We start from the raw sequence: 21,036 nt of genomic DNA, 5'->3' as shown, positions 1-21,036 counted from the left end.
TCCAAAAGCGACACAATAGTTGACTCGATTCAATATTTCTATATTTCTAGTTATATCGAATCATTATTCAAGGCATCAAGAATGGACAACGTTACAGCAGCGCAGGGGTTTTCTGCACTTGGATCAGAATCCCGTATCGAAGTGTTCCAGACCCTTGTGAAAGCAGGCAAAAACGGGCTGCTGGTTGGGGACATCCAGCAACGCACTGGCATCCCGGCATCGACGCTCGCGCACCATCTAAAATTTCTCAGCACCGCGCAGTTGATCCTTCAGGAAAAGAAGGGGCGCACCATCGTGAACCGCGCCAATTTTGACCATCTTGAAAGCCTTGCCGCATTTATTCTTGAGGAATGCTGCTCTGAACCGGGGCCGCAGTCATGACACAGATCAACACAACACCGGCACCGCGCATCGCCGACTATCTCAAACGGCTCAAATCCCCTTGGACATTAACCCTGCTTATTCCGGTGGTGGTTGCGATCCTTGATCAACCCAATACCGTCCCGGTCATAGAATTCGCGATACGCGCACTTTTAGGTACATTACCCTACATCGTTTTTGCGGTGATCATGATTGCGAGCCTCAAGGCGGCGGGCGCGGAATCGGTCATTGCGGGCATATTCAAAGGGCGCGAAATCCGGATGATTATCCTCGCAGCATTATTTGGCGGGCTAGCACCGTTTTGTTCCTGCGAAGTCATTCCGTTTATCGCAGGCCTGCTTGCGCTTGGGACGCCGCTTGCCCCCGTGATGGCGTTCTGGCTGGCGTCGCCTTTGATCGACCCGCCGACACTCTTGATCACCGCAGGTGCGCTCGGTTGGCCATTCGCCGTTGCCAAAGCCTTTGCCGCTGTTGGCCTTGGGCTGATGGGCGGCTTCGCGATCAAACTGCTGCAATCTCGCGGTTTCTTGTCTGCACCTTTGCGCGCATCAACCGTGTCGCGTTGCGGCTGTGGTCCTGACCCTTTTAGCGGCAAACCCGTTTGGGCGTTTTGGAACCACAGGTCCCGTGTCCAAACATTTAAGCATGAGTTTGCCCACAATGCGCTGTTCTTGCTCAAATGGCTGGCCTTCGCATATGCACTCGAAGCCTTGTTGATCACTTACGTGCCTGCATCCCTGATCGCCGGCCTTGTCGGCGGTGAAGGTGTCGTGCCTATTGCAATTGCTGCATTGGTTGGTGTGCCTGCATATCTGAACGGGTTTGTTGCCCCTCCTCTGATCGCCGGGTTGATGGAACAAGGCATGAGCAGTGGATCAGCCATGGCATTCGTAATCGGTGGCGGGGTTAGCTCTATTCCCGCAATGGCAGCGGTTTGGTCGCTGGTCAGACGCCAAGTCTTTGCAGCCTACATCGGTTTGGGCATCACTGGCGCCATCTTGTCAGGGGTCGTGTTCCAGCTAGTCGTTTAACCACCGAGTTCCGCTTCGACGTGTGCCAGATTACTACGAATTTCGGGAACATCAGGGGCAATCGCGCGGGCGTGTCTTAGGGCCGCCCGCGCACCACGTAAATCCCCTTGAGCGTATAGTGCATTGCCAAGACCAAACTGCCAAAGCCAACTATCAGGCCATTGTTTTGCGCCCGTTTGATACAGCGTTTCTGCTGCACGCAGTTGATCAACACGCTCTAATGCTGCAGCGGCAGACAAGACCCGGGTCTCTGCCACACTGACAGGCAAATCATCGGGGGGTAGAACGACCAAAGCCCAATTTCCAACGCGCTGCCAAGTGCGTTGAAACAGATCAAAGGGAAGAACCATTTGGTCTTCTTGCCCGGAATTCAGGTAAACAGCATCACGTTCAAGATCATACCCTGTCACAACGCCGTAATGCCAAACGGGTGCGATCCCAAGGCCAAGGTTTTGAAACACAATAACCGGATGACCAGCGGCTACTTCAGCCAATAACTGGTCAAATGTCGAAATCTCGACGGCAAGTTGACCGAGCCTGCGACTGCTCCCAATCATATCTGCTTGGTATGTGCCCTTAGCGCGGGGGCTAAACGCGAGTTCGGCAATCTGGTCCTGTTGGATGTCAGAACCCGCCCACTGCATGACCATCGCAATTGCGGTTGGGCCACAAAAAAATGCGTCTTGCTGAATACGTGGTACGCCTTCGACGTGCGCACGGGTGGCTGCGCCCGGAAACGTGGCGATCGGGTCCATTGGGACCGCGCAACCTGCCAGCCAGCAAAACGCTAGCAGGCAGGCTAATCGGTTTAGCGTACGCAACGTGTAAAGTTGAAGATCCGCGTAAAGCAAAGGATGTCAGTGACGAGCAAAATTACGAACACGGTGAACAACGTCCCGACAATATCCGCACCGGCCGTGTCGTTCTGCATTTGCACGACAAGTGCTTCGACTTCAGCATCGGAAAGCGCCGCAAGGCGGGCCTCGGCCTCGGCCGGATCAACGCCTTCTTCGATCATTGCAGCCTGCACATCGTCACGCTGCAACGCATCCATCAAATAACCGCGGTCGGCATGCGTTGCGTATTTATCAATCGCGTTTTCAGTCGCCAGCATTTCGGCCTGCGCCATCGTCGCGGTTTGCGTCGCAAACAAAAGCTGCGTCGTCAAAACCAGCGCAACGCCTTTTTTGGAAATCCCGAGAATACCCATCCATCAAATCCTTTCGTCAGGCGGCCCCGCACCGCCTTCTATGCATTTGACATATAGTGCTCAGGAATTCCCTATCATTGCAAGCGTTTGGTCAAATACTGCGCCAAAGCCCGCGTATTGCTAGTGCAAGAATGCACCGGCGTTATTGTAGAGAAAGATGCGCAAAATCTCGAGGCCAACCAGCACAACGATTGGCGACAAGTCGACGCCACCAAGATCAGGCATAAAGCGGCGGACCCGGCTATAGATCGGCTCAAGAATGCGTTGAAGCGTGTACCAAACCTGGCCCACGAATTCTTGCCGTACATTCAGCACCTCGAAACGGATCAGCCAGCTCATGATAAAATGCGCGATCACGAAGAAGCGGACTACACTGATCAGCAAAAGTAGAGTTTGAATAATAGTTAGCATCGTCTCAGAGACCCTTTGATTGGTTTGCCCTGAATTAAGCGCTCCACCAGCAGCCTACAAGGCCGCCGTTTCCCTTAGGTCAAAGTTGACGCTAACGTCAATCTGGATCATCCCAGACGCGAAACATAATTCGAGGCGCTCATGTACCCTGTTGTTCGTGTCATAAAAGAACTGGTCACCAACCGTAAGGCGCCCAAGCTGCACCCGCTGGATACACATGTGTCGTACCATCGCTGCTGGCCGCAGGACATTGATACATATTTCGAAATGAACAATGGACGCATTCTGACGATCTTTGACCTTGGACGCACAGGCCTAGCGGCGCGTGTCGGGCTTTTAGATGTCCTAAAGAGAAACACCTGGGGCCTTACGATGGCTGGCGTTTCCGTGCGTTACCGCAAGCGCATTCGGCCCTTTGCAAAGTTCAGGATCGTCAGCAAAACTGCGGGCTGGGATCATCGGTTTGTGTATATCGACCAATCGATTTGGATAGGCGACGGATGCGCGACCCAAGCAATGTATCGTTCCGCAATCACCAGCACGAATGGCATCGTGCCACCCGATCAAGTTTTTGCCGCGTTGGGTCACGAGGGTTCATCACCCGAATTGCCTGAGTGGATCAAAAATTGGATCGACGCGGATGCGACGCGCCCATGGCCACCAACCGATAGCGGCACCTAACCGCTTGCTTTTGCCCTGCGTAACGGTGTCTTATCGCCGCAAAGAATACGCAGGGGCAGGCACATGACAGTCGAAAAGAAACGCATCTGGGGATGGATGGCTTTTGATTGGGCGTCACAGCCCTATTACACGCTTGGCCTGACCTTTATCTTCGGACCGTACTTTGCGTCTGTCGCCACCGACTACCTGCAAGGCGGCGGATTAGACGCAGACACTGCAAACGCACAGGCCCAGTCCATCTGGTCGACAGGTCAGATGGTTGCCGGGTTGTTTATCGCGCTCACCGCGCCGTTTCTTGGGGCTTTCGCTGATCATTCGGGGCGAAAAATTCCGTGGATCGCAGCGTTTTCGGTCGTATATATTATCGCCGCCTTTGCCCTTTGGGGGCTAGTGCCCGATAGCAGTTCGGTCTGGCTATACATGGGGATCTTCTTTGTCGGCTTTATTGCTGCTGAATCCGCCTTGAACTTTGTGAACGCCATCCTGCCCAGCCTTGGGAACGACGAAGACGTTGGACGCATTTCTGGATCCGGCGCTGCATTTGGGTATTGGGGCGGCGTACTATCGTTGATCCTCATTTTGCTTTTGCTTGCTGAAAACGGTGATACCGGTAAGACTCTGATTGGGCGTGATCCGTTGTTTGGGCTGAACCCCGACCTGAAGGAAGGCACCCGCGCGGTCGGTCCATTCATCGCGATTTGGTTTGCGATCTTCATGATCCCATTTTTCCTGTGGGTTCGCGACGCACCACAGCCAAAACCTGAAAAAGTGCGCCTTAGCGCAGTGGCAAGCGACTTAGGGCAAACCCTAAAAAATGTGCTCAAACGCAAAAGCCTCCGTAGCTTCCTGCTTGCCTCGATGTTTTACCGTGATGCCGTGAATGCCCTGTATGCTTATGGTGGGATTTACGCCAAATTGGTGCTGGGATGGGAAATTACCCAAATCGGCGTATTCGGCGTGATTGCCGCGATTGCGGCCGCGATTACAACTTGGGTTGGCGGGCTCGCTGACAAAAAATTCGGCCCAAAGCCTGTAATCATCACTGCCGTTTGGGCCATGATCGCTGTGTCTTGTATCATCGTCGGGATGTCCCGCGAGGCCGTCTTTGGCGTGCCTCTCGACCCGTCATCATCATTGCCTGACATCATTTTCTTTGTCTGCGGTGCGGTTATCGGTGGTGCCGGTGGCGCGGTTTATGCAGCGTCTCGTTCTCTTATGGTACGCCACAGCCACCCTGACCGCCCGGCCGAGGCATTTGGCCTATTCGCGCTATCCGGCAAGGCGACTGCGTTCCTTGCGCCAGCGCTGATCGGCCTTGTTTCATGGCTGTCTGGTAACGTACAAATTGGTTTTTCTCCCGTTATTGTACTATTCATTGTGGGGCTTTTGTTGCTACGATGGGTTAACAAAGACGGAGATCGCGCAGAATGGTCCGCATAATCGCAGCAGTATGTATGGTTCTTGGGCTGGCAGCATGTCAGCCAGAGGAACCAACAGTTTCGATTTCATCCCAAAACGCCGGTGACGGCCGTATTGCCAAACATTTGTTTGGGGCGATGCAATCCGGATCGAACCAACGGTCGCAATCGTTCGGGGGATATGCACGTGGCTGTCAGGCCGGTGCTGAACAACTCCCTGAAACCGGCCCAACGTGGCAAGCGATGCGCCTTTCGCGAAACCGCAACTGGGCACAGCCTGTCACTGTCGATTTCGTCCAAGACCTTAGCCGCTTTGCCGCCACCCAATCCGGGTGGGAAGGTCTATATATAGGCGATATGAGCCAACCGCGCGGCGGCCCAATGCTGACAGGACACGCGAGCCACCAAACCGGGCTTGATGCTGATATCTGGATGCTACCACCTGACCGTCTGAACCTGACTGCGGCTGAACGCGAAAGCATTTCATCGATCTCAATGCGGCGGAACGCCGGGGCATACACAAACGACAAATGGACGCCCCAGCATGAGGCAATCTTGCGCGCTGCGGCATCGGACCCGCGTGTTGCACGCATCTTTGTATTCCCAGGGGCAAAGGTCGCCATGTGTAATAGCGCAACGGGTGATCGTAGCTGGCTAAACAAGATTCGGCCATGGTGGGGGCATCACTATCATTTTCACGTGCGACTGAACTGCCCAGAGGGCGCGACTGACTGCACCAATCAGGCTCCTCCGCCAGCTGGTGACGGTTGCGCAGATGCTGCGCGTTGGGTGAACAACATTCTTAACCCACCGCCCCCGGATCCCAATGCCCCTCCACCCACTCCACGTGCAGAGCTGACAATGTCAAACCTGCCCGGCCAATGTGTTGGCGTACTGAGCGCGAACTAAGTGGGTTGGGTTTACGCCCTTGTGGCGATTGGTTGGGCACTACCTGCTGCGGCAGATACCAATTGGATTAATAGTTTTCACTGGAAAGTCGATGACCCGTCATTTGGCGGGTTGTCTGCGATCGAAGTATCACCAGACGGCAGTCAATTTACCGCAGTCAGCGACCGCAGCGCATTTGTCACGGGTACGTTTGTTCGGTCCGACGGTGTTATTACCGGGATCGAAGACTACGCCTTCGCCGAAATGATCGGGACTGGCGACCAAGTCGATAGCGAAGGCATTGCCATCGCACCCGACGGAACAATTTATGTCTCGTTCGAGGGTTTCCACGGCGTTCGACAGTTCAGCAACACCCAATCAGGCTCGACTCTGCTGCCCTTGGCCAGTGCATTTGACGCTATGCAAAACAATTCGTCACTTGAATCGCTTGCGATAGGGCCGGACGGCGCGCTCTATACTATTCCGGAACGATCCGGGCTCGCCACACGACCTTTTCCGGTTTACCGCTTGAAGGACGGCAGTTGGGATCAGACATTCGACATCCCTCGGCGTGGGGCATTTCTGATTGTTGGATCGGACATTGGTCCTGACGGAAACCTATACATCCTTGAACGCGACTTTGTCGGTATCGGTTTCCGAAGCCGTGTCCGGCGGTTTGATCTGACCGGAAACAACGAAAAAACCCTTCTTCAGACGCACACAATGACCCACGACAACCTAGAAGGCATTAGCGTTTGGGACGACGGAACGGGGCTAAGACTAACGATGGTTTCAGATGATAACTTTAGAGTGCTCCAGCGAACCGAGATCGTGGAATATCGGATCGACGATTGACAGGGCACGGCGCAAAGGGCTAAGGCGCTGCGTCCCCGGATGAACCGCGGGGCCAAGTGCCGCACCCTTGTCAAAACGGAAACCTGACATGACACGTATTCTTCCCGGCGTTATCGCCATGGCCACCATCGTTGTGGCGTCCAACATTCTTGTACAATTCCTGATCCTTGACGGGCTGCTCACGTGGGGGGCGTTCACCTATCCGTTCGCGTTCCTTGTGACCGATGTGATGAACCGCGTTTACGGCGTGTCCGCTGCGCGCAAGGTTGTGTTCGTGGGTTTGATCGTTGGGATCGTCTGTAGCCTTATCGGTTCGCAGATCATGCTGGAGTTCGGGCCGGCCGTTCCGGTGCGTGTCGCGATTGCGTCAGCGACGGCATTCATCATCGCGCAATTGCTGGATATCGCTGTATTCAACCGGCTGCGTGAAGGGTCTTGGTGGAAGGCGCCGCTGGGCAGCACTCTCGTAAGCTCTTCTTTTGACACGGTTATTTTCTTTTCGATTGCGTTTGCGGCGGCTTTCAATGGGTTTAGCGCGGCTGCGGCGGATCAGATTATGTGGGCGCAGGACGCTGTGCCGTTCCTGAATGCTGGGCCGCTTGTGCCGCTTTGGGTGTCTTTGGCTGTGGCGGATTGGGGTGTGAAGCTGACTATCGCATTGGTTGCTTTGGTGCCATTTCGCATCATTGTTGGGCGGATCACGCGGCAAAACACTTAAACGCGACCAGTGGTGTTTTTTTTGTTGAAATATACAAAATCTGTGCGAACCTACCTTTAGGCGAAATTTTTGAAAGGAGGTGATCCAGTGCATCATGAGGTATTGGAGAAGTGTGTCGGGACAACTTGTGGGGGTCGCAGCTAGGGCAGCCCTTGGCTGAGAAGATCACAAGGTGGAGATCCTAACCGACCCACCTCCGAAAATCAGAGAAGGGCTATCCCAACGCCGGGGTAGCCCTTTTTTATTGGTTTTTAGGCGTATGTTTGGCGTACACACGGCGTACAGACAGCGTATGTACTGCGTACGGCCAAGTAATTTGAGAACAAGCGAGGGGCCATGCGGGTCAACGATCAGATCGAAATTGCCGATTGGGAACTGACCGAAAGCTTTACGCGCGCGTCCGGGCCGGGCGGGCAGAACGTGAACAAAGTATCCACGGCGGTCGAGCTGCGGTTCGAGGCGGCGCGGTCACCCAACTTGCCGGACCCGGTGAAAAACCGACTGCGGAGGTTGGCGGGGCAACGGTGGACGAAAGACGGGGCGATTGTGATCTTTGTGCAAGAAACCCGGTCCCAAGCCCGCAACCGCGAAATCGCACGGGAACGTCTTGCCGAACTGATCCTAAAAGCAACCGAGCGGCCCAAACGCCGCGTCGCAACCAAACCGACCTATGGGTCCGTCAAACGCAGACTCGCGGGGAAGAAAGCGCGTGGAGAGGTGAAGGCGTTAAGGGGGAAGGTTGAGGAGTGAATGAATTGTGCTGCACCGAGCAACATAATGCGCGGTGCAGCACATCTAACCTAAAAACACTTTGAGCAATCGCTATACGTCTTGCGCATATTGAAAAGCATCATGCGTCAGCCAGTTTTTTCGACAACGCCATCAGACGACCTACTCTCAGACGAATGAAGTCTTCGTAAGAGAGCTGTGCATCCGTATATTCACACAGCGCCTCAGCTAAATACTTGTCACGGTTATTGGCACTAATGTCTTCGAAATACACCGAAGGTGCTTTCGCCTTTATTGAGTTGTTATCAGCTCGAATTAGAAAGCACATGTTAGCTAGAGAGTTCGCCTCTCGCGGCCCAATGCCCATACTTTCCAAGTACTTTTTAGGGAAAATGTGGTGAAACTCATGGCGACTGCCCTTCTTTAATACCTTTGTGACGTCTATTGCACCGCCGCTTAGGAACGAATGTGGACCAATATTCGCGAGCATAAGGATTAGAACTTTAGAGTTAGCTGTCCCCGCAGAGAACCTATTTTTTTCAAAGTCAATTTTAATTTCAAAAGTTCCAAAGCGGAACTCATGATTTTCATCTGCTTTTAAGCTTTTCATTTCGCGAATGTCTGCAGCTTGGCGTTCGGTAACATCTGACGAGTATCGGCGTGTCAGAGCGGATCGCCAGAACCACTTCACAATCTGGGCACGCTGTTTGTCCGAGTAAGATACGCCGTCTGCCTTTTTGCTCGCAAAATAGGCACTCAATGGCACCAAAGCCCCAGGGAAAGGCAGCATCTTGAAGTGCATAACCTTAAGCTCGCGCTTCAAGAAATCAATCGCACCCAGAATGCCATTTTCAATTAAAATGAATTGATTGCGTATATCTTCTCCTTGAAGGTCCAGAATTTTGCTTGGCGAAGTCTCACCAGTGATAATTCCGGCGCATATCCTCAATTGTAGATCTCTTTCGTTTATCAAATCTTCAAAGCCGTGTTCCGCTATTCGATCTTGAAGATCTCCAAATTTTTCAATTAAGTCGAAATCATCTGACCAACTCCAAGCGGCTAGAAGTTCAAAAAGATTCAGCTCTGTGCCTGCACGATTGATCCGCTCGAAGACAATTGCGACTTCATTTCTGTCACTGGTCTCAAATGTCTGATTTTGAATTCTATACTCATAGAATCGGGCTTGCACCGCATCTATCAATCCCGCTTGCTCATCGGTCAATGCCTTAGTTGCCTTGCGATAAGCGACGGTATCAAAAAACGTTCTTATCGGAAAATGACGTGATGGGTCATCTTCCCCTTCCGAAAATGCATAAAAGCTTGTGTCCTGCGAATTGTTAGCAGACTCCATGTCATAATAGATGTCGACCCAAGAATTATCTTCAGGTGTAAGGTCAGTTTGAAAAACACTAAAAAGACTGGTCAGACGTTGTTGCCCATCAAGAACATAATTCACCGGATAGTCTCTTTTAGGCTCAGGCAACTTGAATGCCCCAAGATGTTTTTCGGTTTTGAGACGCTCGTCTGTCTGCCAAAAAACTATCGTGCCTATCGGAAAACCTTTATAAATACTATCGATTAGGAATGCTACTTGGTCGGCTTCCCATACAAAGTCACGCTGGAAGGCAGGGATACGAATGTCACCACTGGTAACCCTATCGATCAAATTTCTTATAGTTAGATCAGCCATTAATCATTCCAGTTTTCTATAATTCGGGTTTCTAAACAAGGACATCAACCCGGTCCTGCTCTCCCACACCGAACACTCTCTTATAACGTGTGATCTCGTCAAGTGGTCCCATTGCCTTATTAGGGTTGTCCGACAGTTTCACGGTGGGGCGTCCGTTGGCCGCGACGGCTTTGCACACGAGGCTGAACGGCGCGAGCGCGTCGCCTGCGGATAGCCCTTTGAAGTCGTTGGTCATCATTGTCCCCCAACCAAAGGACACGCGCACGCGCCCTGCGAATTGGCTATGCAGTTCGAGGATCTTATCCACGTCCAGCCCATCCGAGAAGATGACGAGCTTTTTCGTCGGGTCTTCGCCACGGGATTTCCACCAGTTGATCGCGTTTTCGGCCCCGGTTGCCGGGTCTCCGCTGTCGATCCGCATTCCGGTCCAGCCCGCGAGCCAATCGGGCGCCCTATCAAGGAAACCTTTGGTTCCGAATGTGTCGGGCAGGATGATCCGTAGGTTGCCGTCGTGCTCTTCTTGCCAGTCGGACAGCACGTCGTAGGGCGATTGCAGCAGTTGCGCGTCTGTATCGGCGAGCGCGGCATAGACCATGGGCAATTCATGGGCGTTGGTGCCGATTGCTTCGATCTCTCGCATCATGGCGATCCGGCAGTTTGACGTGCCCGTAAAGCTGTTGCCGAGCCCTTCCATCATCGCCTGCACGCACCAATCCTGCCAGAGGTATGAATGCCGGCGGCGGGTGCCGAAGTCGGCGAGTTTCAGGCCCTCGATTGGTCGCAGTTGTTCGACCTTTTCCCACAGTTTCGTCATGGCACGGGCGTAGAGCACCTGAAGTTCAAACCGCCCCATGTCGCGCAGCACGGCCCGCGACCGCAGTTCCATGATCGTCGCAAGCGCGGGGATTTCCCACAGCATGACCTCGGGCCATGAGCCTTCGAAGGTGAGTTCGTACTGCCCGTCCTTTTTCTCGAGGTGATAAGGGGGGAGTTGGAGGTTCTCGAACCACTCCATAAAGTCGGGCCGGAACATTTGCCGTTTGCCGTAGAAGGTGTTGCCGCGCAGCCAAGTGGATTCACCGCGCGTCAGCCGCAGGGACCGGATATGGTCAAGCTGCTCGCGCAGTTCGCCTTCGTCAATCAGTTCGGCCAGCCGGATGGTTTTGGTCCGGTTGATCAGGGAAAAGGTGACTTGGGTGTTCGGGTGGTTGCGAAACACCGACTGGCACATCAGCAGCTTGTAGAAATCCGTATCGATGAGCGACCGCACGATCGGGTCGATCTTCCATTTGTGGTTCCAGACTCGTGTTGCGATATCGACCATGGTGGCCCCCTTTTGATTGCGCCCGTTAGATCAAATGATTGGGGGAAAGTACAAGCCTTAGCTGGACGCCGGGACCGCGAGGAGTAGATGGGTGAGCACAGCATCTAAGAGGTAAAAGGTAAAATGCGCGGTATAGGCCCAGCGGAACCCGTGTTTGACGCGCAAGTATAAGAACGGCGCGCAGAAACCAAAGATAACGGCGGCTGCGGTGAAGCGGGCGACATAGAGGGAGGTGAACCCATCCAACGCAAGGGTGAGGTGAATGCCTCCGAACATCGTCGCGAGGAGGAATGCAATATAGACGATGCGTATTTTGAGGTGATCGGCGGTGCGCACGATGGCAGCGATCATGACTTGTTGGAACAGGATGTCGGTCGACTTAGGGAGGTAATACCAAGCGGAAGAGAACATGAACTCCGGCGGGTTGGGAGGCGCACGAAAGACCGAGATATCAGGGAAGAGCGGCAGCACCAGTGTAGAAAAGAGACCGATCAGTATCAGGATCGGGAAGAGCGCGATCGCGTGATTTGCGATGCTGACGGTGGTCAGCTCACGTGCTAGGGCGCGCCGGAAGGCAAACATAGCAATAAGCGACCACGCGAGGTAATAGGTTACAAAGGTGAACGGGGCTTGATCGTAACCCCTTTCTAGACCGAGCACTTCGACGACGGCGTAATAGCCCCAGCTTGAGATCGTCCATAGGAAAGCGGCAGTCAGCAGCGTTGGGAACAACTGCGCGATGGGCGCTTGGCGCAGGGCGACGACGGCTCCTACCATGTCAGGATTGTTTCGTTAGGGTGGTCAACTGCGGCACACGCGTATCCTGACTTGATGGTTATGTGACATCAACGCCGGCGGCGCGCATCCCGTCGATGGCGGCAGCGAGGGACCCGTCAAAGTCGATGGCCCGGCAGAGGTCCATTTGGACAGTGACGTTGAACCCAAGCTTGGCCGCGTCCACGGCTGAGTAGTTAACGCAAAAGTCTGTGGCGAGCCCGACCAGTGTGAGTGTGTCGATGCCGCGTGTCCGCAGATACCCTTCGAGCCCTGTTGGTGTTTTGTGGTCGTTTTCAAAGAACGCGGAATAGCTGTCGATGGCGGGGTTGTAGCCTTTGCGGATAATCATATCGGCCCGGTCAACGGTTAAGTTCGGGTGGAAATTCGCGCCGACTGATCCTTGGATACAGTGATCGGGCCAAAGTACCTGTCGGCCGTAGGGCATTTCGGTCAGCGACATTGGTTCGGCATCATGGCTAGAGGCGAATGAAGAGTGCCCAGCTGGGTGCCAGTCTTGGGTCAGGATGACCGCGTCAAAGTCATTCATCGCAGCGTTGATCCCCGATACGATTTCATCGCCACCAGCGACGGCCAGTGCTCCGCCGGGGCAAAAGTCGTTTTGTACGTCGATCACAAGAAGGGCGTGCGTCATGTCGGGTCTCCTATTTTGTGGATAGGCTAGCAATATACGCGCGGACCTGCGAGCGGCTTTGTAGATGATGAACGGACAAATGCGGGTGTTCCGCAATTAACCTCTGAATCCTTGCGCGCGTCCGACGCCGAGAGCTGAATATCCAACGCCAAAAGGCAAAGGTTTCTTGGTGGAACACCTCTGGGCAGTCTTTTGTCATGTCGGGTCGTGTTTGCCCATAGTCACGCAGCAATCGCCGCGCGACGCGCCAAAACCGAAATATAACGGGTAGATCCAACCAAATGAGCGTATCTGCCCGGCTCGCGCGATTATCGTAGGTCGCGGAAAAGCCGCCTTCGAATATCCATGTTTCGCGCGCCTCAACAGCGCGAGCCATTTGCACGCGTTCGTCCATGTCACGCTGTACCCAACCCGGTTTCCACTGGATTTGATCCATGTGAAAGACTGGCAACTCGGTTGCATCGCCCAGTATCCGGGCGAGCGTGCTTTTGCCGGAACCCGGCCCAACTGTGATCATGACGCGCTGCATCTGCAATTGGTATCGCTGAGGTGTCACGATGGAAAGGCGTCAGTCTTCGATGCCGGTCTCATAGCTGCAAAACTGGGTGTACTGGAGCGTCACATCCCCATCCGTGAGATACAAAACGCCATAGTGCGGTGCCTCGGCAGGTGGCGCGAAACTGTCCCAATGCCATTCAGGGCGTGGCGCAGGTGCTTGGAATGAAACCGCGCCTATTGTCGCGAATGGAATGCCGCGGACTGTGCCGCAAGTTGGCCGATGCACGTGCCCCATGAACAGATGCTTTACGTTGCCGTAACGACCAATCAGATCCAAAAACTGGCCCGCATTTTCAAGCATGATTTCATCCTGAGCAGGCAAGTGTAGCGGCAGCGGCGGATGATGCATAAAGATATAGGCTGGTTTGTCACGACGCACATCTAATGTCTGCGCGAGCCATTCGCTGCGTTTGCTACAAATCTCACCTGCGTGTGATCCGAGCTTTTGCGTATCAAGACATAAGAAAGTCGCGGCGTCTGTATCGAGCACATACTGGATAAAATCCGGCATCACCTGTGGCGGCAGGGCTAGGTGCGTACGCATTCCATTTCGATCATCGTTGTTCCCAACCATCGGGTGGATCGGGATGTTTGATTTAGCGAGATAGGAGGCGATACCGGTATAGTCACCTTTGATATCATCACCAACGAGGTCCCCCGACATAATCGCAAAATCAGCGTCAGCATGGTGTGCGTTCATGTGATCAATCGCCGCCGCAAGCCGGACGCGTGGATTGAGGCCATCAATCGTGCCGTTCGCTTGGAAATGTGGATCAGACATCCAAATGATCTTGGTCATAGCGTTCGTTCCTTTTTTCCACCGTAGGATGCACCGCAGAGGGCTTGCAAGCGCCGTTTCGATGGCCTAAACGGCCCACCTTTCACTTATAAAACAGAGGTTATCATGGCGGTTTTGGGTATCGACTTTGGGACCTCGAATACGGCGGCGGGTGTGCTGGCTGGGGATCGTCCGTTTTTGATCGAGGTTGAGCCGGGGCGCACGACGCTGCCGACCTCGGTGTTTTTTGATTATGATCGCGAGGTCACGACCTATGGGTCGGTTGCGAATGCTGCATTGATTGATGGCCGCGAGGGGCGGTTCATGCGTGCGTTGAAGTCCGTTTTGGGCACCCCGCTAATGCGGGAAAAGCGTCAGGTTGCTTATGAGCGTCTGACCCTGATCGAAGTCGTCGCGCGTTTTTTGCGCATGATCCGTGAAAGAGCCGAGGCCGCTACAGGTCAAACCTATGATGTTGCCCTTTCCGGTCGTCCGGTGCGGTTTCATTCATCTGATGACGCGCGCAATGCGCAGGCCGAGGTCGATCTGCGCGAGGCCTATATGATCGCTGGCTTTAAGGACGTACATTTTATGTATGAACCCGAGGCTGCGGCGTTGGCCAGTGGTCCGCTTGATGCCGGCACGCTGGGTCTGATCGTGGATATCGGCGGTGGTACATCGGATTTCTCGGTGTTTGAGCGTGATGGCGACAATACCCGCGTGATTGCCAGCCATGGTGTGCGTGTCGGTGGTACGGATTTTGACCGTGCGATTAGCATTGATCAGGTCATGCCCTTGCTGGGTCGTGGCGCAGAGGTGCGCAATGCGATGGGCTCTGGTCGTCACATCGCGCCGAATGCGATCTTTAATGATCTGGCGACTTGGCAGAAAATCCCGTTCACCTATACGCCCGAAAACAAACGCATGGCTGCGGATTTTGCAAAGCTTGGTATTGATCCGGCGCTGTTCGCGCGGCTTCATACGGTTCTGGATATGGAATTGGGGCATGATATTGCCTTTGCCGTTGAGGCCGGAAAAATCCATATCAACAAACCGGATGTGAACGAGGCCGGGATTGATCTGCGTGTCATTGAACGCGAATTATGGGCGCGGTTTAGCAAGCCGCAGCTGGGTGCGATCCTGACGGATCATGCGGCCGAGATCAGCACTTGCGCGACTGAAACCCTGCGCATGGCGGATGTAAGCCCAAACCAGATCGGCAAGATCGTCTTTGTTGGCGGGTCGAGCCTGCTGCATGTTGTCGAGAATGCAATGACCACGATCTTTCCTCATGCAGCGCTGGAACGTGCCGAAGCCTTTACCGCTGTGGCCGATGGCCTTGCGATTGCGGCATCGCGTCCCTTGCCCTAACAAAACAACAGGATTATCTGATCCCTATGTATACAGTAGCTGCACTATATCACTTTACCCGTTTCGAAGACCCTGCCGCGTTGCAAGGGCCGCTTTTGGACCTGTGCAAATCGCAAGGGATTAGCGGCACGTTGTTGCTCGCCAAAGAGGGTATCAACGGCACCATCGCTGGTAGCCGCGCTGGGATTGATGCGGTCATCGCGCATATCCAATCCTTGCCTGGCTGTGCCAATTTCGAATGGAAAGAAAGCACCGCAAGTGTGCCGCCGTTCCACCGGATGAAGGTCCGCCTGAAACGTGAAATCGTGACCATGGGCCAGCCAGATGTTGACCCGATTGCGAATGGCACCGGACATTATGTTGATCCGGCTGATTGGAACGAATTGATCAGCGCGCCAGATGTGGCTGTGATCGACACGCGCAACGATTACGAAGTCGCGATTGGGACGTTTGACGGGGCGATTGACCCGTTGACCAAATCCTTTGGCGAATTCCCAGCATGGTGGGAAGAAAACAAGCATCGCTTTCATAACAAGCGTATTGCGATGTTCTGCACTGGCGGCATTCGTTGTGAAAAATCCACGAACTTTCTGATGGGCCAAGGTGTTGAGGATGTTTACCACCTGAAGGGTGGCATTCTGAAATACCTTGAGGAAGTCCCGCAAGAGCAAAGCAAATGGGACGGCGAATGTTTCGTCTTTGACGCCCGCGTGAGTGTTGGTCATGAGCTTAAAGAAGGCCCGCACGTGTTGTGCTATGCCTGCCGCCGCCCGATCCTGCCCGAAGATCGCAACCGCGCTGAATTCGAAGAAGGCGTCGCATGTCACCAATGTACGCATGAGACCACCGAAGAAGACAAAACCCGTTTCCGTGAGCGTCAAAAGCAGATCGCGCTCGCGAAAAAGCGCGGCACGCATCACATCGGCGGCCTGTGATCTGAATCAAGACTTGGGGTGCGGTGTTGCCATAGGCTGACATCGCACAACCAAGGAAACACGCCCTATGCCATCAGATACGACGACACCCGAGCTGCGCCGCGCAATCGGTTTGCCGCTACTTGTTCTTTACGGTCTGGGCATCACCATTGGGGCTGGCATCTATGTTCTGATCGGCGAGGCAGCGGCGGCAGCTGGTGTCTATGCCCCCGCTGCTTTCTTGGTCGCCGCTGGCGTGATGACCTTTAGCGCGCTTAGCTTTGCCGAGTTTTCAGGTCGCATTCCGTTAAGTGCTGGCGAGGCGGTTTACGTCGAAGCTGGCTTTGGCTGGTCGTGGCTCACGCTAGGTGTTGGCCTATCCATCATCTTTGCCGCGACGATTGCTGGTGCTGCGATCAGTTTGGGGTGTGCGGGATATGTGGCCGAATTGGTCCCCCTACCCGAACCTATAATTGTCACGGCGATCATTCTGACTATGGGTTGGATTGCGGCGAAGGGCGTACAGGAATCTGTCACCTTTGCCGGGGTGCTTACCGTGATTGAGATTCTGGGACTCTTGGTCATTATCTATGCCGGGTATCGCGTTGACCCCGCAATGATGGCTGAAATCAATAATGTCATTCCACCGATTTCAGACGGTTTTGCAATGACTGGGGTGCTTAGCGCCAGCCTGATTGCCTTTTTTGCGTTCATTGGGTTCGACAACGTCGTGAACCTTGCTGAAGAAGCAAGGAACCCTCGCAAGATAATGCCTTGGGCCATAGGGATTTCGTTGGCCGTTGTGACGGTCATCTATTTCTTTGTCATGCTGGTCGCCGTTCGCGCGCTGCCCCAAGAAGAGCTGATCGCGTCCAAAGCCCCAATTGGCCTTTTGTTTGAACGCTTAACGGGCATGTCCCCGTTTGCGATTACGTTGATCGCCATTGTCGCCACAATGAACGGCGTCGTGATTGAGATCATCATGGCTGCACGCGTAACATACGGCCTTGCGAAAGGTGGCAAGCTTCCAACGGTTTTAGGACGCGTCGACCCAAAGCGCCGCACACCACTTAATGCTACCATCATCATCACAAGTGCCATGCTGGTATCGGCACTGATCGTTCCGCTGGATTTTCTGGTCTCGCTGACTTCACAGATCATTCTAGCGATATTTGTGTTGGTCAACATGGCGCTGGTACGCGTTAAATGGCGCGGCGAACCCGTGCCGGACGGCATTTTTACCGTGCCAATCTTTATCCCAGTCATTGGCGCAATCAGCTGCTTGTTCTTGTTGATCGGCCCGATCTGGATCAACTAGTCCGCTGGCTTTTCATAGACTGACACATGGAATTTGCTTTCGGCAGTAAAGGCGGATTTATCCCAACCACCCCAACGGTGTTTTAGCCGCAGCCCCGCAAGCCGCGCCATCAGGTCCAGCTCTGGTGGATAGGCATAGCGCATGGGCAACGGCACCAGCTTTGTGCCGTCTTGGGTGATCCGAATGCGCTGAAATTCAAAGACCTGATTGACCGGGTCATTTGTCACGGCTTCGATCCAGACAGAGTTCATATCGAGGTGCTTTGTTTTCACCCTTTGGTTTTCTGTGAACCCTGTAAAATTCGGGACAAAGGTTTCGATCAGAAACGTGCCGCCGAGCTTTAGCCGCTTGGCCGTATTGGCAAAGCAACGTATCTGCGCCTCTTGGCTTGTCAGGCTGAACAGTGTGTTAAAAACTAAGAACGCGTGGTCGAATTCACCTGTGATATCCACATCAGCGATATCGCCAATCACTGTCCTGATCCCGTCAGACCCGGGTTTTTCCCGCATCTTCGCGACCATGTCAGGGGATCCTTCGATTCCCGTAACATCAAACCCCATTTGCGCAAGTGGCAAGGCGATGCGCCCTGTGCCAATCGCAAGTTCAAGCAATTTGCCATGCGCAGGCGCAAGCTGAACGATGAGTTCGACAGTCGCGGTCGTTGTGCCGGGATCGTGCAGCGCATCGTAATCATCTGCGTTCAGCGTACCAAACGTCGCTGGACCAAAGTTTTCCATCAAATCGTCTTTCTAAAAATACATGCACCGACTGCATAGCCGCCACACGTTGACCCTACGATACGCGCGGCATATTGCAACTGTGTACCCCATTGCCAAAAGGACGAAAAATGCCCCTGACCGATCAACGTGTTGCTGGGCTAAGCACCCAAATGCTGGCCTTGTTGATCGGGATTACTGGTGGTGTTGCGGCCTATTCGGTAGGGCTGCCGCTGCCTTGGATGTTGGGTCCGATGATCGGGAATACGATTGCGGCAATGGGCCATTTGCCCGTACGAGCGCCAGCGCGTTTGCGCCCTGTGGTCATTCCTGTGATCGGCGTTTTGCTAGGGTCTGGCGTGACTGCCGAAGTGTTCGGGCTACTTCAGTCATGGATTTTGACGCTGCTTCTGTTGCCCGTGTTTTTGGCTTGCGCGTCTGCGGCATCGTTTACTGTATATCGTCGGTTAGGCGGCTATGACACGGTGACAGCGTTTTATGCAGCGATGCCCGGCGGTATTAACGAAATGCTGATGCTGGGCGCCGAAGCGGGTGGTGACGAACGCAAGATCGCGCTCGCCCATGCCGCCCGTATTCTGGTCGTCATTGTGTTTGTTGCCCTTTTCTTTGGGCTGGTTTTGGGTGTGACAAGCGGATCACGAAGCGCGTCGAATTGGGTGCAATTGGATGCGCTGACATGGGCTGATTATGCCATTTTGGGTGTTTGCGCGGTGGCTGGCACATGGCTTGGCAACCGCATTGGCCTGCCCGCGGCACCTGTGTTTGGCCCCATGATCCTGAGTGGTGCAGCCCATATCATTGGGTGGGTCACGGTTGCACCGCCAACCCTGCTGATCATCATCGCGCAGATCACGATTGGCACGATCATCGGCACACGTTTTGCCGGTTCAAGCGTGGCAGAGGTTGGTCGCGACCTTGCGCTGGCGGCGATGGCGTCGCTTGCGATGTTGGTCGTGGCGGTGGTGTTTGCGGTGATTATTGCTTGGCCGAATGGCATCCCAACAAGCCAAGCCTTCCTTGCCTATTCACCGGGTGGCCTGACCGAGATGTCTTTGCTTGCGCTCGCGCTGGACCAAGACGTGACCTATGTGTCGGTGATGCATATCTTTCGGATCACGCTCGTCATTGCCATTGCGCCAGTTGTTTTCGCCAAGTGGCGCAAGCCCTAAGTCACGCTAGAACTGTGATCCCCAGCGCGGGTGTGTATCGTCGATAACCAAAGCGTGGGCGTGATGCCGATGACCCTGTAGATGTGGGTGATCAAGCGGAAGGTTGTCGTGGGTATGTTCCACAATTTCCGGGTCATCTGCGGGCCAAACCCGAAGTGCCACCACAATTCCTGCCGTTGCCAAACCAGCCAAAGCAATTAGCGCAGTCACCGTACCGAATGCTGCCATCAACCATCCCGAAAGCGGATAAGCAACCAACCAACACGCGTGTGACAGCGCGAACTGGGCTGCAAAAACCGCTGGACGGTCTTCGGTGTGCGCCGACCGCCGCAAGAGCCGACCCGACGATGTCAGCACGGCCGAATAGCCCAGTCCCACGACCACCCATGCGGTAAGAAGGATCGGCCACGTCAAACCGACGACGACAATCGCAACAGCCAAGCCAACAAGCGCCGCGACGAGCGTGAACGCACCCGTGATCATCACGGGGCGGTCCGGCAGGTGATCAAGCACCGATGGCAAAAGTAGCGCAGTGGTCATCGAACCCGCCCCAAAAGCAAACATCGTCCATGCCAGCGCGCTTTCGTTAAGTCCCAAATCGGACCGCACGAGGACAACTGAATTCACCAGAACCATCGCGCCTGCGCTTGATACCGCGAGGTTCAATCCCAAGAGCCCGCGAAGGCGCGGTGTGGCCAAATATATGCGAAGGCCCCGCGTTGTCCGGTCATAGATGCCGCGCGGTTCTGCGGGTTTCGGGCTGGGTAACGCAACCGAGACGACCAATAGCGCCGAAGCTGCAAAGCCTGCGACTGTCCCAAAGAAAAGCGTGTTGTAGCTCATGAGTGCGAGCAACAATGCCGCAAGCGTCGGAGATACAATGTTTTCAATATCGTAGGACAGACGAGATAGCGAAAGCGCGCGGGTATAGCGTGCTTCGTCAGGAAGGACGTCGGGAATTGTGGCCTGAAATGTTGGCGTGAAAGCCGCCGAGGCTGACTGCAGAAGGAAGATCAAAACGTAAATTTGCCAGATCTCGGTCACGAAGGGCAGGCAAAGCGCAGTACCGCCACGAACGATATCCAACCAAACAAGCAGGGCCCGCCGGTTCACCCGATCAGCGAACGCACCAGCAATCGGAGCGATACCGACGTAGGCCACCATTTTGATCGTAAACACGGTTCCCAGAACCATGCCCGCCCCTTCGCCCGCTAAATCAAAGGCAAGCAGCCCAAGCGCAACCGTCGCAAGCCCGGTGCCCAATAGCGCAACGACCTGAGACAGGAATAGGTGACGGTAGGTACGATCAGCTAGAATCTCGAACATTATGACCTCAAATGCGTCAAGCAATGCAGTTCAAATCGCGGCCGTGTTTTCCATTATAATGGAAAATATGGGGCAACGCGCAGAATCGGCGTTGCCCCAA

General features: G+C 54.3%; 23 protein-coding genes. 12 read left to right on the top strand and 11 right to left on the bottom strand.

Features of this window, described 5'->3' with window-relative positions:
- The first annotated feature begins 81 nt into the window (after positions 1–81).
- Positions 82–381: an ArsR/SmtB family transcription factor gene (locus ACHUEV_RS14355; protein ID WP_394181014.1), complete on the top strand. Its 300-nt coding sequence runs from the start codon at positions 82–84 to the stop codon at positions 379–381.
- Positions 378–1,412 carry a permease gene (locus tag ACHUEV_RS14350; protein ID WP_394181012.1) on the top strand — a complete coding sequence of 345 codons (1,035 nt, stop codon included), beginning with the start codon at positions 378–380 and terminating at the stop codon, positions 1,410–1,412. The genes ACHUEV_RS14355 and ACHUEV_RS14350 overlap by 4 nt, the downstream gene beginning before the upstream one ends.
- On the opposite strand, the gene ACHUEV_RS14345 is transcribed toward ACHUEV_RS14350, so the two are convergent.
- The 3 genes from ACHUEV_RS14345 to ACHUEV_RS14335 form a co-directional block, all read right to left on the bottom strand.
- Entirely contained in the window at positions 1,409–2,167 is a 759-nt protein-coding gene (locus tag ACHUEV_RS14345) for a PA2778 family cysteine peptidase (protein ID WP_394181010.1), read from the bottom strand. The two genes, ACHUEV_RS14350 and ACHUEV_RS14345, sit on opposite strands and share 4 nt — an antisense overlap.
- Positions 2,168–2,220: 53 nt before the next feature.
- Positions 2,221–2,622 (bottom strand): PA2779 family protein, encoded by a 402-nt coding sequence (locus ACHUEV_RS14340; RefSeq protein WP_106357029.1) that lies wholly within the window; start codon positions 2,620–2,622, stop codon positions 2,221–2,223.
- A 120-nt stretch (positions 2,623–2,742) separates the two neighbouring features.
- Entirely contained in the window at positions 2,743–3,033 is a 291-nt protein-coding gene (locus ACHUEV_RS14335; RefSeq protein WP_394181008.1) for a YggT family protein, read from the bottom strand.
- Between the two features lie 141 nt (positions 3,034–3,174).
- On the opposite strand from ACHUEV_RS14335, the gene ACHUEV_RS14330 reads away from it, so the two are divergent.
- From ACHUEV_RS14330 to arfB, 6 genes are all read left to right on the top strand, one after another.
- Positions 3,175–3,714 carry an acyl-CoA thioesterase gene (locus ACHUEV_RS14330; RefSeq protein ID WP_394181006.1) on the top strand — a complete coding sequence of 180 codons (540 nt, stop codon included), beginning with the start codon at positions 3,175–3,177 and terminating at the stop codon, positions 3,712–3,714.
- A 63-nt stretch (positions 3,715–3,777) separates the two neighbouring features.
- Positions 3,778–5,154, top strand: coding sequence for an MFS transporter (locus ACHUEV_RS14325; RefSeq protein ID WP_394181004.1), 1,377 nt, complete (start codon positions 3,778–3,780; stop codon positions 5,152–5,154).
- Positions 5,142–6,041 (top strand): penicillin-insensitive murein endopeptidase, encoded by a 900-nt coding sequence (gene mepA, locus ACHUEV_RS14320; RefSeq protein ID WP_394181002.1) that lies wholly within the window; start codon positions 5,142–5,144, stop codon positions 6,039–6,041. The genes ACHUEV_RS14325 and mepA overlap by 13 nt, the downstream gene beginning before the upstream one ends.
- Positions 6,042–6,875: an esterase-like activity of phytase family protein gene (locus tag ACHUEV_RS14315; protein WP_394181000.1), complete on the top strand. Its 834-nt coding sequence runs from the start codon at positions 6,042–6,044 to the stop codon at positions 6,873–6,875.
- Positions 6,876–6,963: 88 nt separating this feature from the next.
- Positions 6,964–7,593: a queuosine precursor transporter gene (locus ACHUEV_RS14310; RefSeq protein ID WP_394180998.1), complete on the top strand. Its 630-nt coding sequence runs from the start codon at positions 6,964–6,966 to the stop codon at positions 7,591–7,593.
- Positions 7,594–7,929: 336 nt separating this feature from the next.
- Positions 7,930–8,343, top strand: coding sequence for an alternative ribosome rescue aminoacyl-tRNA hydrolase ArfB (gene arfB, locus ACHUEV_RS14305; RefSeq protein WP_106357044.1), 414 nt, complete (start codon positions 7,930–7,932; stop codon positions 8,341–8,343).
- 100 nt (positions 8,344–8,443) lie between these two features.
- Here the strand turns inward: arfB and ACHUEV_RS14300 are convergent, their stop codons facing one another.
- From ACHUEV_RS14300 to ACHUEV_RS14275, 6 genes are read right to left on the bottom strand one after another with little or no spacing between them, the layout of a single operon-like run.
- Complete coding sequence (locus tag ACHUEV_RS14300; RefSeq protein WP_394180995.1) at positions 8,444–10,012, bottom strand: GmrSD restriction endonuclease domain-containing protein; 1,569 nt, start codon at positions 10,010–10,012, stop codon at positions 8,444–8,446.
- A 31-nt stretch (positions 10,013–10,043) separates the two neighbouring features.
- On the bottom strand, positions 10,044–11,336 hold the full coding sequence (gene pncB, locus ACHUEV_RS14295) for a nicotinate phosphoribosyltransferase (RefSeq protein ID WP_394180993.1): 1,293 nt from the start codon (positions 11,334–11,336) through the stop codon (positions 10,044–10,046).
- A gap of 57 nt (positions 11,337–11,393) precedes the next feature.
- Positions 11,394–12,113 (bottom strand): hypothetical protein, encoded by a 720-nt coding sequence (locus tag ACHUEV_RS14290; protein ID WP_394180991.1) that lies wholly within the window; start codon positions 12,111–12,113, stop codon positions 11,394–11,396.
- Between the two features lie 58 nt (positions 12,114–12,171).
- Positions 12,172–12,765 (bottom strand): bifunctional nicotinamidase/pyrazinamidase, encoded by a 594-nt coding sequence (gene pncA, locus ACHUEV_RS14285; protein ID WP_394180989.1) that lies wholly within the window; start codon positions 12,763–12,765, stop codon positions 12,172–12,174.
- A gap of 10 nt (positions 12,766–12,775) precedes the next feature.
- Complete coding sequence (locus tag ACHUEV_RS14280) at positions 12,776–13,282, bottom strand: P-loop NTPase family protein (RefSeq protein ID WP_394180987.1); 507 nt, start codon at positions 13,280–13,282, stop codon at positions 12,776–12,778.
- A 51-nt stretch (positions 13,283–13,333) separates the two neighbouring features.
- Complete coding sequence (locus tag ACHUEV_RS14275) at positions 13,334–14,122, bottom strand: metallophosphoesterase (protein WP_394180985.1); 789 nt, start codon at positions 14,120–14,122, stop codon at positions 13,334–13,336.
- A gap of 105 nt (positions 14,123–14,227) precedes the next feature.
- Between ACHUEV_RS14275 and ACHUEV_RS14270 the strand changes: the two genes are divergently transcribed.
- The 3 genes from ACHUEV_RS14270 (at position 14,228) to ACHUEV_RS14260 (ending at position 17,704) form a co-directional block, all read left to right on the top strand.
- Entirely contained in the window at positions 14,228–15,472 is a 1,245-nt protein-coding gene (locus tag ACHUEV_RS14270) for an Hsp70 family protein (RefSeq protein WP_394180983.1), read from the top strand.
- A 26-nt stretch (positions 15,473–15,498) separates the two neighbouring features.
- A complete protein-coding gene (gene trhO / locus ACHUEV_RS14265) occupies positions 15,499–16,407 on the top strand; it encodes an oxygen-dependent tRNA uridine(34) hydroxylase TrhO (protein WP_394180981.1) in 909 nt (302 codons plus the stop codon).
- Positions 16,408–16,474: 67 nt separating this feature from the next.
- The gene (locus ACHUEV_RS14260; protein WP_394180979.1) at positions 16,475–17,704 is read left to right on the top strand and encodes an APC family permease; all 1,230 of its coding nucleotides are present in this window, start codon (positions 16,475–16,477) and stop codon (positions 17,702–17,704) included.
- Here ACHUEV_RS14260 and ACHUEV_RS14255 read toward each other — a convergent pair.
- Positions 17,701–18,441 carry a class I SAM-dependent methyltransferase gene (locus tag ACHUEV_RS14255; protein WP_394180977.1) on the bottom strand — a complete coding sequence of 247 codons (741 nt, stop codon included), beginning with the start codon at positions 18,439–18,441 and terminating at the stop codon, positions 17,701–17,703. The genes ACHUEV_RS14260 and ACHUEV_RS14255 overlap by 4 nt on opposite strands.
- Positions 18,442–18,551: 110 nt before the next feature.
- Between ACHUEV_RS14255 and ACHUEV_RS14250 the strand changes: the two genes are divergently transcribed.
- On the top strand, positions 18,552–19,610 hold the full coding sequence (locus ACHUEV_RS14250) for an AbrB family transcriptional regulator (protein WP_394180975.1): 1,059 nt from the start codon (positions 18,552–18,554) through the stop codon (positions 19,608–19,610).
- 6 nt (positions 19,611–19,616) lie between these two features.
- On the opposite strand, the gene ACHUEV_RS14245 is transcribed toward ACHUEV_RS14250, so the two are convergent.
- The gene (locus ACHUEV_RS14245; RefSeq protein ID WP_394180973.1) at positions 19,617–20,936 is read right to left on the bottom strand and encodes an MFS transporter; all 1,320 of its coding nucleotides are present in this window, start codon (positions 20,934–20,936) and stop codon (positions 19,617–19,619) included.
- Between the last annotated feature and the right edge of the window lie 100 nt (positions 20,937–21,036).

The sequence above is a fragment of the Yoonia maritima genome (assembly GCF_043641945.1).
GTDB lineage: Bacteria > Pseudomonadota > Alphaproteobacteria > Rhodobacterales > Rhodobacteraceae > Yoonia > Yoonia maritima_B.
Note: the sequence above shows the minus strand (reverse complement) of the source record. Positions and strands in the feature narration are given on the sequence as shown.